Raw genomic sequence first — 12,968 nt, forward strand, 5'->3', positions numbered from 1 at the left:
TTCTATCTTATATCAAAATCTATTGCTTTTTAACGAAGAAAGGTGATGAAATCCGTATTCACAGGTTCTATTCCCTGTTCCCGAAGCCATTGATTGATTTGACCGCGGTGATGTTGACCGTGCAATGTCAAATGAATCAAGATGTCTCCCAGGGAATGTGTATAAAACTTCCCTGTACTGGTTTGGTAGGTTACTAACTTATCAACATCGCCATTTTCCAAAATCATTTCGAATTGTGAATGATTTTCTTTCATCCTTTGCGTACTTTCCTCCAGATTCATCTCCGGCCAGATTGGATTAGACACAGACACATTTCCTGCAATTCTTGCAAGCCACACTTGTTCTGCCGCTAGAATATGCGAAAATAGCCGCATTCCCTTCGTGTCAGGCCCGTCTACTTTTGTTAACGAAGCCATAAGACGTTGATCTGCCCATTTTAAATGATCAAAAAGCTTTAATAAAGTTTCCATTTGTCTTCTCCCTCGTTTTTTTGCCATTCTTCAAGACATTACGCCAGTCTGTAGTGCTTTTCCTTCTGAATTCTTAAACCTTTTTTCCGGCTATGCTTTTTGTAACCAAAAGATCGCTTTTATTTCAAATAGTAAGAAAACATAACAGCATGCATGAAGAGTCAGTCCTGCTAGATGAATATAGTCATCCGCTTACTTCATTATCCGGACGAGAATACTTAAACTTTTTGTATCGTTTAGCGGATTGGAGACAGTGGAAATAAAACAGGATAAGACGATGTTGCCCAGTCAAAGCAGTTCCTGTTTTATGGAAAAGAAAATGGAGGTGACAATTATGTGGGAACAGCTCGGTCAATCCGCGATTACGTCCCTCGGATTCTTTTGGAAAGCCGGTTGGGCTTTCGTCCTTGGATACTTAATCAGTTCGATGATCCAGGCATTCATTCCACAAGGGAAATTGGCCGGATATATTGGAAAATATAATGTTAAATCTATCGGTTTAGCGACACTATTTGGAGCGATTAGCTCCTCTTGTTCCTTTGCGGCTCTTGCTGCCGGAAAAAGCTTATTCAAAAAAGGTGCACATTTTATTGCTACGCTTGCCTTTCTATTTGCTTCTACCAATCTGGTAATTGAACTAGGAATCTTGATTTATATCTTTTTGGGATGGCAATTTGTTGTGGCAGAAATCATCGGAGGCATCCTTTTAATTATCGTCGTATCCGTCCTCGCGCGTATAACCATGCCAAAAAAATGGGTTCAAGCTGCACGCGAACGAACGGAAGATGAACAACAGGAGGAATTTGACTGGAAAAAGAAAATTCGTACAAAGGAAGGTTGGTACCAGGTTGGACATGAGTTCGTCATGAATTGGCAAATGGTATGGAAAGACATCACCATCGGCTTCACTATCGCCGGTATCATGGCAACCTTCGTTCCTGAATCATTTTGGGAAGGGCTATTCATGGCAGGAACAGATGGTGGGTTTTGGGTAGTATTGGAAAATGCATTGATAGCTCCACTGGCAGCTGCTTTAACCTTTATCGGCTCGATGGGGAATATTCCGATATCAACCATTTTGGCTTCAAGCGGGGTAACATTCGCTGGCATCATGGCCTTTATTTATTCAGACTTGATTGTTCCGCCAATTGTAATGGTCAATAAAAAATATTATGGTTGGAAGTTGGCTCTTTATATAGCCGGTATATTTTATGTATCGATTGTGGCTACAGCTTTATTGATCCATGGCGGTTTTGCAGCACTCGGTATTCTTCCGGAATCCGGAAGGCAAATCATGAACGAAAGTCCTTTTCAAATCGATTATACCTTTTGGTTCAATATTGTTTTTGCCCTGATTGCCCTGTTCGCCCTTTGGCTGTTTCGACAATTTAAAAAGTCCGGTGCACATGCAGGCATGATGAGCATGGAAGGGGATTCTCGGTTTAAAACGATAGTCACCTGGATCTGTATCGCATTCTTGGCTATAGGAACGCTCCTTCATTTTGTATTGATGCTATAGGATTAAAGGTTCCATTCTCTTTTAAAAGGAGGATGGAACCTTTTATTTCTCCCTTCATTACGGCTATTGGGACTAGCTAGGTATGCACACTCCAACCGAACTTGGATGAGAACCCTCTTTATGAATATGCCTCTGAACCTGTCCCACTGTTTATTTACAAAATTATACACAATTTAGTAGAATGATAGATAGCAAGCTGATAACAAGGAATGATTCAATGAATAAGAACTTTTTTAGGAATGTCAATTGGACATTAGCTTATGAAACTTTTATGGTCATTCTTGCCTTTATATCCGTCTTTTTTATCTGGTTTGATGAGGAAAGGTGGGTTTATCTGCACTTTTTCGTGTGGGTGTTTTTCTTTCTCGATGTAACTGTACGTTTAATAATCAGTCCTGCAAAATGGGAGTATGTCAAACAAAATCCATTGGATATTATCGCGGCTTTGCCTCTCGATGCCATTTTTCAAACCGCTCGTGTTGCCAGGTTATTTAGAGTCCTGCGAATCATTTCGTTGTCTAAAAATCGTTACAAGCAACTATTCGCTATTCTTCGGACCAATGGCTTAGATAGAGTATTAACAGTGTCTATCCTGCTAATCTTTACTTCAACAATTATTGTGCGATATGTTGAGCCAAATATCGACAGTTTTATGGATGGGCTGTGGTGGTCGATTGTCACTACCACTACTGTGGGGTATGGTGATATTTCCCCTTCTACTGCCCCCGGGAGATTGATTGCTATCGTTTTAATGTTGATCGGCATTGGCATAATTGGAATGCTTACTGGATCGATAACTACCTTTTTCGTTAAGGAAAAGAAAACCAACCATCCCACCGTAGAGTTTATACAAAACCAATTAGATCGTTTTGACAACCTCACCTATTCAGAAATGAAACAACTCGCTTTACTAGTGAACGAACTAAAAAAAGAAAAGATCAATGAGCATCCAGTTGGTTACTCCTCTAATGCTCTAACTAAGGAGGAAAAACAATGAATGAAGCATTGAAACGAATACTGGAGGTACTTAAATTAGCTGAAAAATTAAAGTATGAGTTGCGGCACAGCTGGCTATCCAATGGACGGCAAGAAAGTGTCGCAGAGCACTCATGGCGGGTTGCATTGATGGCGGTTTTTCTGGAGCCTTATCTAGACAAACAAGTCGACACAGCCAAGCTTTTGAAAATGATCACCATCCATGACCTGGTGGAAGCAGAGGCGACAGATATCCCGGCTTTTGACACGATGGACAACCAGCAGGCACAGATGGAAAAACAAGAAAGGGAGCTTCAGGCAATAGAAAATATCCGTAAGACGCTTGGCGGTGATTTAGGAAAAGACATTCAGCAGCTGTGGTTAGAATTTGAGGATAAGTCCAGTTATGAAGCAAAAGTCGCCAATGCGCTCGATAAGCTGGAAGCACAACTCCAACATAATGAAGCAGCAATAGATACTTGGCTGGAAGTTGAATATAAAATGAGCTTTATGCTGGGGAGACACACGGACTTCGATCAGGCACTTATCTCGTTTCGGCGATTAGTCGAGCAGGAGGCAGAATCAAAGTTGACAAAAGCTGGTGTTTCTTTAACCGATGTTAACCACCTTCTATAAACTTGGATCATGTTGCCCTAATTTCGACTGATATGGAGAAAGGGGCTTTTTTATTTTCACACTTCCACAGATTTTTCACTTCCATTCATGTACTGGTAGATATGATGGACGAACGCTTCCCCCGTTAGATTGATTGGCTCAATATTTTTCTTCTGTAAATGAGTCAGCTTCAATTCCGGCAGGTCAGGAGTGACCATGTATGATAATTGATCGTTTTTTTCCAGATGTTTTAACACATTGGTAATTAAAAGATCATTATCTTCATCCGCAAAACTGTACCCAATGAACAAAGTGGATTTTTGAGCCACCAGTGCTTTCAGTCTTTGCCAAATTTTGCTCGTATGCCTACGCTCATAATCTCCGCTGGAAATCAACATACTTTCCGGTGTCCGGATATCACCGTGGATTTTATAAAGCTGTACAGGCTTTTTGTCTGCGTCTTCCAACTGGTCATCTGTGAAAACGGTTGCCAATCTATTTCCATAAGCCAGTTCAAATAACCGATCATAATTTGTCGTGATAATGGTATCGATGGTAGAAATCCCGGCAAGTTGCTTGTGAACGTCAAGGCTCCCCGGATTTTTGTCAATCATCCTGGTCAGGATTTGAACAATTGGTTTGCGGGATCCATGGCGAAGGCGAATAAATTCCTCTACCATATCCGGAAAGTGCTTCATTGATTGTAATTGTTTCCATTCCTGTCCATTGCATAAACCTCGGACTTCCTGTTTGATTTCGTCGACAGCAGGCATCCCGGCATAAAGCGAAAAGCCAGCTCCTGCCCAAATGATCACTTCATTGTTGACTATCTTGTTTAACAATAGTTCAAGCGACATAATATCCCCCCTGCTGTATGGATCAAAACATCCCTTTAATTTGCCCATTTCCACCTCATGATATTACTGATGACGAAACAGGCTGCTTCATTCATAGCCTCTTATTATAAAGATTTCATCATACTAAGTGGCGTAGACTCAGTAAATAAAGGGTATGAATTTACTGGTAGTTTTTCGATAATGGGTAAACTGACTGCCGTACTTCCATGCTAAATGACGGTCTAGCAGGGGAATATTGTAAAAGACAAACAGAAAAAACAATAACAAGGGAATAAATAAGGCAAAGCCTGAACGTGTCAGTAGTGCAAGAGCTGTCACCCAAACAAGGTCGCCGAAATAATTGATGTGCATGGAAAATCGGAACAATCCCCCAGTGAATAGTTTGCCCCGATTTACCGGATCCTTTTTCCACCGGTGGCGCTGCAGTTCTGAAAAGGTATTAAGAAATGAACCTACCAGAAAAAGCAGTACCAACAGGAAGTCCCACCAGACAAGTGGTTGTTCCGTGTTTAAGGCAAACAGGGAAAATCCAACATAATAGAAGGAAAAAGCAAACGGTATCGTTAATGCTTCTTTCCAAGGCATTTCTCTTTTCAACAGATAAAAAATAGTCAGAAACATACGAGTATAGACGACTAAATAAAGAACAAACAGCATGCTATTTCTTTCTGTGTTTCCTTTTAAAAAGCCTTTACCAACTAAATCATGCACCATTTGTCCGCCATTCCCTAGAAGTAGCCAACCTGCTACAAACAATATAGCGGTCTCCATTAAAACTAGCATCACCTTCTGAGGCATACTAGCTGCATGTTTTGGATACATCAATCTGCTCATCTCCTCCTTATTCATTTTACCAAAAATGCCAGATAAAACGAGGGACGATTATCGCCTGCCAATTAATACGAATTTTAATTACTGAAAGTTAGTAAAAACCGTCATACTAGCATTCTTTATCATGAACTTCTTCCTATATATAATCATGAACATTCAGTGACAAAACTCACATTAAATTCATGAACCTTTTGTGACAAACTTCACATATAATTGTATTTTTTCATACACCGTACTATGATAATTAAATGAAAAGACCATGTACCGCTTTAGCTTCTTGATAAGCTACTAAATAAACAGAAAGGGGTACCTTCATGAAAATAAAAGGCGCTTTACTATTACTTATGTTTGCAGTCATGGCTGTATTGACCGGCTGTGAACCTTTGATGGTTTTAAATCCTAAAGGGCCGCAAGCCCAGACACAGGCAGATGTCATTCTATTATCGATTGGTATTATGTCCTTTATCGTTATAGCAGTTTTTGCCATTTTAATTTATATGTTGGTTAAATACCGCTCTTCCAAGCAAAGCGACGATTATGAACCTCCCCATATTGAGGGAAATCACATTGTCGAGGGCATTATTGTCGGTATACCAGTCCTTATCGTTATTGTTCTTTCGATCGTTTCTGTACGAAGCAACTATCTTGTCGAAGCGACTCCAGAAGGTTATGAAGATCAGGACCCATTGGTTGTTTATGCTCAATCTTCCAACTGGAAATGGCATTTCAGTTATCCGGAACAAGGGATAGAAACAGTCAATTACCTTTACATTCCAACCGACAGAGCATTGGAATTCAAGCTTTACTCGGAAGGGCCCATCACCAGCTTTTGGGTACCACAGCTTGGTGGACAAAAATACGCAATGTCCGACATGGTGACCACCCTTCACCTGGCAGCTGACGCACCTGGTGAATATATGGGACGAAACGCCAACTTCAGTGGTGAAGGTTTTGCTGAAAACACCTTCAGCGTCAACGCTGTGGCACCGGATGAATTCGATGAATGGGTTGATGAAGTCCAAGAAACGGCAGAACCGCTTACGGAAGAAAAGTACAACGAATTGCTGGAGCCGGGACATCTTGGACAGTTGACATTTTCAAGCACACATTTGGAATTCTCTCCTCCTCCCGAAGGTGAGCATGGCGGCCATCACCATGGCGACAGCTCCGACAATTCGGAAGAAGGAAACATGAATATGGATCAAGACCATGAAGACCATAATCATTCCGAGTGAGACTAGTAGACTGACAGAATCCAAGATACGAAAGACAATCCGAGTTATTTCCTGAAAGGAGTCACAAAAGGATGGACTTTTTTGATAGATTTGCCATACCTCATCCAAGTCCTGTGATCTATGCTTCCATGGTGGCCATCACGCTTACCTTGGTAGCGATCGTCGCAGGTGTCACTTATACAAAAAAATGGGGCTATCTATGGCGTGAGTGGCTGACAACCGTAGACCATAAACGGATCGGCATGATGTATTTAATCTCCGCTTTACTGATGCTTTTCCGCGGAGGAGCTGACGCCATCATGATGCGGGCGCAAACGGCCCTCCCTGAAAATACGCTGCTCGATTCACAGCACTACAACGAGATATTCACCACTCATGGAGTGGTCATGATTATCTTTATGGCCATGGCGTTTATCATGGCATTGATGAACTTTGTCGTACCGCTGCAAATCGGAGCTCGTGATGTGGCATTCCCTCGTCTGAATGCCTTAAGCTTTTGGCTTTATTTTTGGGGAGCCATGCTGTTTAACATTTCCTTTGTCATCGGCGGTTCTCCAGATGCCGGATGGACATCTTACTTCCCGCTGGCCGGGAATGAATTCAGCCAATCAGTTGGAACCAACTATTATATGATTGCGATTCAAATCGCTGGTCTCGGTACACTGATTACCGGTATCAACTTTATCGTAACCATTTTAAAAATGCGTGCACCTGGCATGACACTGATGAAAATGCCGATGTTTACGTGGTCAGCTTTGATCACCAACCTGATCATCGTGTTTGCCTTCCCTGTGTTGACAGTAGCTTTGGCTATGGGAACCATCGATCGTCTATTCGGCGGTAACTTCTTTACTACCACCGATGGCGGGATGGATATGCTATGGGCTAACCTGTTTTGGGTATGGGGGCACCCTGAAGTTTATATTCTCATATTACCGGCCTTCGGTATTTACAGTGAAATCATCCCGACATTTGCAAGGCGTAATCTGTACGGGTACAAATCGATGGTTGCATCGATTGTGTTGATTTCCGTGCTTTCCTTTGTCGTTTGGGTGCACCACTTCTTTACAATGGGACAAGGCGCAATGGTCAACAGCATCTTCTCCATCACGACGATGGCGATTGCGATACCGACCGGAATCAAGATTTTCAACTGGCTGTTCACCCTTTGGAAAGGGAAAATCACCATCACTGTACCGATGCTTTATTCTCTAGGTTTCATTCCGATCTTTACAATCGGCGGTGTTACCGGGGTTATGCTTGGTATGTCGGCAGCCGACTATCAATACCATAACACGATGTTTCTGGTTGCCCACTTCCATCTGGTAATCATTCCAGGGGTTGTATTTGCCATGTTGGCTGGACTCACCTACTGGTGGCCAAAAATGTTCGGTTTCATGCTGAACGAGCGAATCGGCAAATTATCCTTCTGGCTGATTTCCATCGGTACATGTGTCGCATTCTTCCCGATGTTCATTTCCGGACTGGACGGACAGGCACGCCGGATGTACACGTACTCGGAAGCAACTGGATTCGGCATTTGGAATATGCTTTCCTTTGTCGGCGCCATCATGCTGGCCGCAGGGTTCGTAACGATTGTTTACAATATTTATTACAGCACACGCTATGCATCCAGAGATATCGGTTCCGATCCGTGGGATGCCCGCTCACTTGAATGGGCTACCCATACGCCGGTACCTGATTACAACTTTGCGATTACACCGCAGGTCAATTCCAGTGAAGCATTCTGGGATTCCAAGAAAAACGGACACAAACTGTTTTCTGGAGAGTATAAAGAAATTCACATGCCGAATAACAGCGGTGTTCCATTTATCATGAGTGCTATCTTCTTTGTACTCGGCTTTTCATTAGTGTTCAGCATCTGGGTTTTGGCAGTGATTGCACTGCTTGGTATCTTTGCCTGCCTGGCGCACCGTTCTTTTGAACAGGATCACGGCTACCATATACCGGTAGAAGAAGTGAAAGAAACAGAAGAAAAATTGGGAGGTGCCCGATAATGAAGGTAGACCAAACAAAGCCTCTCGAATATAGCACAGAACAAAACAACTTGAATATATTGGGCTTTTGGATGTTCCTGGGAGCGGAAATCATGCTATTTGCCACCCTGTTCGCCTCTTATTTCACATTAGAAGGCTGGACAGGAAGCGGTCCTTCCGGCAGTGAAATTTTCGAAATTACACCGGTCATCTTTGAAACCTTTATCCTGTTGACCAGTAGTTTTACCATTGGTCTCGGCGTCCATGCAATGCGGCTGATGAATAAAAAAGCGACAATTACTTTCTTCAGCATTACCTTGCTGTTAGGCCTTGCCTTTGTCGGATTCGAAGTAGTGGAATTCTTCACTTATATTGAAGAAGGAGCTGCACTGCAAACAAGTGCATTCACATCGATTCTGCTGTCCACTTTAGGAACGCACGGAGCACACGTTACCTTCGGTTTGTTTTGGGGATTATTCATTCTCATCCAGATCAAAAAGCGGGGGCTCACTCCGGAAACGGCAAATAAATCATTCATTTTCTCGCTTTACTGGCACTTTCTGGACGTCGTCTGGATTTTCATATTCAGTTTCGTCTACTTGAAAGGAATGATGTAATATGAAAGAACTATTCCCACGTAAACAAGTCATGGGCTTTGTCTTTTCGTTAGTCCTGACAATCGTTGCGCTGTTGGTTTACTTTCTGGATATGTCGTTTGCCGTTGGCATGACTGTATTGCTTTTAACAGCCTTCACTCAAGCCGGTTTACAGCTGATCGTGTTCATGCATGCTGGCGAATCAGAGGATAAAGGGACGATTTACCTCAATATTTATTACGGAGTCATCATTGCCCTGCTTACTGTTTTCGGTACACTGTTGGCAATGATTTGGGGTTATGTATAAATAATAGAAAAAGAGCACCTGCTGCCAGGTGCTCTTTTTTATGCATGTTTAGAACCCATTTGCTTCCGGTGTTCGACTTTCTCCAGGATTTCTTCGGTCACTACAAAGAAAACACCCATGAGAAAAATAAACACGGCCCCCATCACAGTCCCGATGCCAATCGGCGTCAAAATACTGGAACCGTTTGCAAAGAAACCTGCCAGAAAAATGATAATACCTGCCGTGAGCACGACAGCCCCTGTAATTTTGGTTGCATTGAGAATTTGAGCTTTTGTAGCCATCCAACTCATCCTCCTTTATTCTTACCTCTATTATCCACCTTGTTCACACTTTTGTCAAAAGTTTGTTACGGAATTGTGAACCTTATTTCCTTTCCTTTTATTATTTCCGTTAGTATGCGTTGTCAAACATGACTCCCCGAGACTTATAAATTTACCGGTTATGTAAAAAATACAAGAAGGAAAGAAAGGAGATTCCCACGATGAATGAAACTGTTGTTGTAATCGTACGCGTCATTATATCCTTCTTCACCTTGTTGATTTTTACCAGGTTACTCGGTAAACAAGAGGTCGGTCAACTCACTTTTTTTGACTATATCAATGGCATTACAATCGGTTCCATTGCAGCCACTCTGGCAACCGATCTATCCGCCAAGGCATGGGCGCATTGGCTGGGACTCGTTGGTTATGCTTTGTTGACTGGTTTGTTGCAATACATCACCATCAAAAACCGTTATCTAGGCAAAGTACTCGATGGAGAACCGACAGTCGTCATAGAGGATGGGAAGATATTGGAGACCAATCTTGGAAAAATGCGGATAAAAATGAGCGAATTGATGACCTTGCTGCGCAGTCAACAAATATTTGATATCACGCAGGTAGAGTATGCTGTTTTCGAAATAAATGGTGAACTGTCTGTTAAACAAAAACCGGAATATCTTCCCGTCACCCGCAAGGATTTACAGATTCCAACCAAAACCGGTCGATTAGCTACAGAAATAATACAGGACGGCATCGTGCTGGAACAAAACCTGACTCAGCGGCACAAAGACCGGGAGTGGCTTCAGCAACAATTACAAGCCAAACAGATAAACGACGTTAAACAAATTTCTTATGCATTGATCCTGCCTGATGACAGTCTTTATATCGATACCTTTAAAGACAATATTGGAAAAGAAACTGAAATGGGCGATTATGATGGACCTTATTAAGGATGGAGGGAACAACTGATGAAAAAGTTTCTTTTATACTTTATTCCATTGCTGACTTTAGCTATTTTCATTGCCGTAATGAATAGCGGCGCCTTTCTAAAACAGCCACTCGGAAATGACGACCGTCTATACGAATCGATTCAACATATTGAAGCAGGAGTGAAGAATAAAGACTGGAGCGAGGTAAAAGCAGAAGCAGCTACGATGGAAAAAGCCTGGGATAAAATCGTACGGCGCATCCAATTCAGCGTGGAAAAAGAACAACTCTTAGAAATAGACGGAACGATCGCCCGCATTCGCGGCGGAGTCGAAGCCGAAGATGATCAAAGTGTGTTGGAAGAAATCTATTATTACTATGGGCAGTGGGAACAATTAGCCAGATAAATGACGGTAGCTTTCTATTTATATCCAAAAGTTATATTGGGTAATATTCTCATTAACTTATTGTTTCTAAGTATGATATAATATTTGTTTAAACCTATCTTATTTCATCTATTTTTATAAACAATTTTCTAAAAGGAGGTACAACCAATTGGCCAAAAAGTCGATGATAGCAAAACAGAAGCGACCACAAAAATTTAAAGTACAAGAATATACGCGTTGTGAGCGATGCGGCCGGCCACACTCTGTCATTCGTAAGTTCAAGCTATGCCGAATTTGTTTTCGAGAATTAGCTTATAAAGGACAAATTCCTGGCGTCAAGAAAGCAAGCTGGTAAAACAAGGGTCAGCTGAAAAGGCTGACTCTTCCTGTCTATTTCCTACCATAGGCCGTCTCCTTTTCACGATAGTCATGGATACTTCCTCCCTTCCTCATCAACAAAAACCGATTTAACAATCGTCCGTTCATATTTCTCTCCTCCACTCTCACCTTGAATATCGAATGTTACGTTATACACACCCTCTCCCAAATCTGGCAAGCGATAATAAGAAATCTGATCAAGACTCTGTATCACCTGGGCTTGTTGCTGGTTATTTTGATACTTCACCAGTTTAACGGTTACAGTAGGTTTTTTTACTTGGTCCTTTGCTTCAACATTAAATTGCCCCTCTCCCATCTCCACATTCAGTTTGTCATTAAGCGGACCATCGATAGCTGCTTGAAGCAAATAATGCTGTGACAGATCGGTGTCAGCTATCATCGACCATTTACCAGGTAGTGGTTTTGGTACCGAAATACGATGATGGTACGCTCCCTTTAAGTAATCTGTTTTATCTACCTCAACGGAAAAAGCCGTGTATGTTTTTCGATCAGGACCGACAAGTTGTAATCGTGAAGTTTTTTTATCACTTATCCAGTCGACAACCAATCCTTCAGCCTTCCCTTCTACATAGAAGGATTCTGTTTGTTTCCCTTGTGACTGCCCTCCTCTTAATATAAATCCATACTGCTCATCCTGTTGAACCGACTGCTCGTTTTTCTCCAATTGGGATGGTTTGTACAAGGTTTCAGTTCCTTCTCCAGCTTCAGATAAAAAACCAGAAAAGAGTTCAAAGGTAGAACTACCTTGCTTAATGGTATAGTGATTCCATGCCCCTGCACTTACTTCCGTTCCATAAGGCAGCCTGGAGCTTGCGAAGGTGACTGCCCCGTCATTCGGTCCAAAACTGCTCAAATACAAACCTCCCCAATACAGCGAGCTACCAAAGCTTCCTCGCTCCGTTCCCCCAAACGTAAGAAAAGGAATATCATTTGTAATGGAATCCGTAACGGTTCGAAAATTCGCCATGTAACCAGTCTGCAGCGAATAGGTTGCATCGTTTTTGTTGCCCAATATTCCCGCCAGCCAACCGGCCCAGCTACTATAAGCAAGATCAGCAAGCTGGCTGCCGTGGTGTGGGGCCGATAACGTAATGACTTTCTCGACATACGGGGCGGCTCCATAATGAATTACAGCAGATTGTACATCGATGCCACCCTTACTATGAGCTACGACGACAACCTTCTCACCAAAGAAGGAATATATCTCCTGAAGTTTCTCGGCCAGCAATGCTCCATTGTCCCACATATCGCTGGTCGGATATAAATCGATAAATGCCGTTTCAAATCCGTTTAATAATGCTGTATCATACATGTCATTGTCTTCCCACCATGTATAGGAAGAACTGTTGAGACCGTGAACGAACAAAATGGGATGATTGGCATCTGAACCGTTGGACGGTGTTATCCCGACATACCATTCACCCGTATTCCCTGGTGGATCCCCTTTACCAAATGATCCAGCCAATACTGCTGTAGGAAGCAGACAAAACAATAGAACACCAACAACCAGAACCTTTTTCAGCATTTCCTCACTCCTTTTTTTATTCTCATTGAGAGTATATAAGGAGATGAATGCGGTAGAACCTTAATACGG

15 protein-coding genes are annotated in these 12,968 nt (G+C 42.3%); 10 read left to right on the forward strand and 5 right to left on the reverse strand.

The genetic code is table 11. From position 1 onward, the window contains the following. Positions 1–29: 29 nt before the first annotated feature. Entirely contained in the window at positions 30–470 is a 441-nt protein-coding gene (locus BLR82_RS05750) for a DinB family protein (protein ID WP_074597997.1), read from the reverse strand. Between the two features lie 307 nt (positions 471–777). On the opposite strand from BLR82_RS05750, the gene BLR82_RS05755 reads away from it, so the two are divergent. The 3 genes from BLR82_RS05755 to BLR82_RS05765 all read left to right on the forward strand — a co-directional run bounded on the left by BLR82_RS05755 (position 778) and on the right by BLR82_RS05765 (position 3,600). Beyond that, positions 778–1,989, forward strand: coding sequence for a permease (locus tag BLR82_RS05755; protein WP_217629881.1), 1,212 nt, complete (start codon positions 778–780; stop codon positions 1,987–1,989). 217 nt (positions 1,990–2,206) lie between these two features. Further along, the gene (locus BLR82_RS05760; RefSeq protein ID WP_074597999.1) at positions 2,207–2,986 is read left to right on the forward strand and encodes a potassium channel family protein; all 780 of its coding nucleotides are present in this window, start codon (positions 2,207–2,209) and stop codon (positions 2,984–2,986) included. Beyond that, positions 2,983–3,600, forward strand: coding sequence for an HD domain-containing protein (locus BLR82_RS05765; RefSeq protein ID WP_074598000.1), 618 nt, complete (start codon positions 2,983–2,985; stop codon positions 3,598–3,600). Before BLR82_RS05760 ends, BLR82_RS05765 begins: the two co-directional genes overlap by 4 nt. 56 nt (positions 3,601–3,656) lie before the next feature. Here BLR82_RS05765 and BLR82_RS05770 read toward each other — a convergent pair whose 3' ends face one another. After that, the gene (locus BLR82_RS05770) at positions 3,657–4,436 is read right to left on the reverse strand and encodes an SIR2 family NAD-dependent protein deacylase (protein WP_074598001.1); all 780 of its coding nucleotides are present in this window, start codon (positions 4,434–4,436) and stop codon (positions 3,657–3,659) included. 138 nt (positions 4,437–4,574) lie between these two features. Further along, on the reverse strand, positions 4,575–5,270 hold the full coding sequence (locus tag BLR82_RS05775) for a DUF1295 domain-containing protein (RefSeq protein WP_245693652.1): 696 nt from the start codon (positions 5,268–5,270) through the stop codon (positions 4,575–4,577). 311 nt (positions 5,271–5,581) lie between these two features. Here BLR82_RS05775 and qoxA point away from each other — a divergent pair, with 311 nt between their 5' ends. The 4 genes from qoxA to qoxD all read left to right on the forward strand — a co-directional run bounded on the left by qoxA (position 5,582) and on the right by qoxD (position 9,402). Continuing rightward, positions 5,582–6,502: a cytochrome aa3 quinol oxidase subunit II gene (qoxA, locus tag BLR82_RS05780; protein WP_074598003.1), complete on the forward strand. Its 921-nt coding sequence runs from the start codon at positions 5,582–5,584 to the stop codon at positions 6,500–6,502. 71 nt (positions 6,503–6,573) lie between these two features. Next, on the forward strand, positions 6,574–8,520 hold the full coding sequence (gene qoxB, locus BLR82_RS05785) for a cytochrome aa3 quinol oxidase subunit I (protein ID WP_074598004.1): 1,947 nt from the start codon (positions 6,574–6,576) through the stop codon (positions 8,518–8,520). Then, complete coding sequence (gene qoxC, locus BLR82_RS05790) at positions 8,520–9,116, forward strand: cytochrome aa3 quinol oxidase subunit III (RefSeq protein WP_074598005.1); 597 nt, start codon at positions 8,520–8,522, stop codon at positions 9,114–9,116. Before qoxB ends, qoxC begins: the two co-directional genes overlap by 1 nt. Position 9,117: 1 nt before the next feature. Continuing rightward, positions 9,118–9,402 carry a cytochrome aa3 quinol oxidase subunit IV gene (gene qoxD / locus BLR82_RS05795; RefSeq protein WP_074598006.1) on the forward strand — a complete coding sequence of 95 codons (285 nt, stop codon included), beginning with the start codon at positions 9,118–9,120 and terminating at the stop codon, positions 9,400–9,402. A 38-nt stretch (positions 9,403–9,440) separates the two neighbouring features. On the opposite strand, the gene BLR82_RS05800 is transcribed toward qoxD, so the two are convergent. Further along, positions 9,441–9,683, reverse strand: a complete 243-nt coding sequence (locus tag BLR82_RS05800) for a hypothetical protein (RefSeq protein ID WP_074598007.1) — start codon at positions 9,681–9,683, stop codon at positions 9,441–9,443. A gap of 200 nt (positions 9,684–9,883) precedes the next feature. Here BLR82_RS05800 and BLR82_RS05805 point away from each other — a divergent pair, with 200 nt between their 5' ends. From BLR82_RS05805 to rpsN, 3 genes are all read left to right on the forward strand, one after another. Next, on the forward strand, positions 9,884–10,612 hold the full coding sequence (locus tag BLR82_RS05805; protein ID WP_074598008.1) for a DUF421 domain-containing protein: 729 nt from the start codon (positions 9,884–9,886) through the stop codon (positions 10,610–10,612). Positions 10,613–10,630: 18 nt separating this feature from the next. Further along, positions 10,631–10,996, forward strand: coding sequence for a DUF4363 family protein (locus BLR82_RS05810; RefSeq protein WP_074598009.1), 366 nt, complete (start codon positions 10,631–10,633; stop codon positions 10,994–10,996). Between the two features lie 148 nt (positions 10,997–11,144). Continuing rightward, complete coding sequence (rpsN, locus tag BLR82_RS05815) at positions 11,145–11,330, forward strand: 30S ribosomal protein S14 (RefSeq protein WP_011064535.1); 186 nt, start codon at positions 11,145–11,147, stop codon at positions 11,328–11,330. A gap of 72 nt (positions 11,331–11,402) precedes the next feature. Here rpsN and BLR82_RS05820 read toward each other — a convergent pair whose 3' ends face one another. Next, positions 11,403–12,899 (reverse strand): esterase/lipase family protein, encoded by a 1,497-nt coding sequence (locus tag BLR82_RS05820; RefSeq protein WP_083334723.1) that lies wholly within the window; start codon positions 12,897–12,899, stop codon positions 11,403–11,405. Positions 12,900–12,968: the final 69 nt, after the last annotated feature.

The organism is Sediminibacillus halophilus, assembly GCF_900103695.1.
Lineage (GTDB): Bacteria > Bacillota > Bacilli > Bacillales > Amphibacillaceae > Sediminibacillus > Sediminibacillus halophilus.

Coding starts and splice junctions, on each gene's coding strand:
- qoxB (WP_074598004.1), top strand. CDS start 6,574: ATGGACTTTTTTGATAGATTTGCCATACCTCATCCAAGTCCTGTGATC.
- qoxD (WP_074598006.1), top strand. CDS start 9,118: ATGAAAGAACTATTCCCACGTAAACAAGTCATGGGCTTTGTCTTTTCG.
- BLR82_RS05750 (WP_074597997.1), bottom strand. CDS start 470: ATGGAAACTTTATTAAAGCTTTTTGATCATTTAAAATGGGCAGATCAA.
- BLR82_RS05765 (WP_074598000.1), top strand. CDS start 2,983: ATGAATGAAGCATTGAAACGAATACTGGAGGTACTTAAATTAGCTGAA.
- BLR82_RS05775 (WP_245693652.1), bottom strand. CDS start 5,270: ATGAGCAGATTGATGTATCCAAAACATGCAGCTAGTATGCCTCAGAAG.
- BLR82_RS05770 (WP_074598001.1), bottom strand. CDS start 4,436: ATGTCGCTTGAACTATTGTTAAACAAGATAGTCAACAATGAAGTGATC.
- BLR82_RS05755 (WP_217629881.1), top strand. CDS start 778: ATGGAAAAGAAAATGGAGGTGACAATTATGTGGGAACAGCTCGGTCAA.
- BLR82_RS05800 (WP_074598007.1), bottom strand. CDS start 9,683: ATGGCTACAAAAGCTCAAATTCTCAATGCAACCAAAATTACAGGGGCT.
- BLR82_RS05805 (WP_074598008.1), top strand. CDS start 9,884: ATGAATGAAACTGTTGTTGTAATCGTACGCGTCATTATATCCTTCTTC.
- qoxA (WP_074598003.1), top strand. CDS start 5,582: ATGAAAATAAAAGGCGCTTTACTATTACTTATGTTTGCAGTCATGGCT.
- BLR82_RS05820 (WP_083334723.1), bottom strand. CDS start 12,899: ATGCTGAAAAAGGTTCTGGTTGTTGGTGTTCTATTGTTTTGTCTGCTT.
- qoxC (WP_074598005.1), top strand. CDS start 8,520: ATGAAGGTAGACCAAACAAAGCCTCTCGAATATAGCACAGAACAAAAC.
- BLR82_RS05810 (WP_074598009.1), top strand. CDS start 10,631: ATGAAAAAGTTTCTTTTATACTTTATTCCATTGCTGACTTTAGCTATT.
- BLR82_RS05760 (WP_074597999.1), top strand. CDS start 2,207: ATGAATAAGAACTTTTTTAGGAATGTCAATTGGACATTAGCTTATGAA.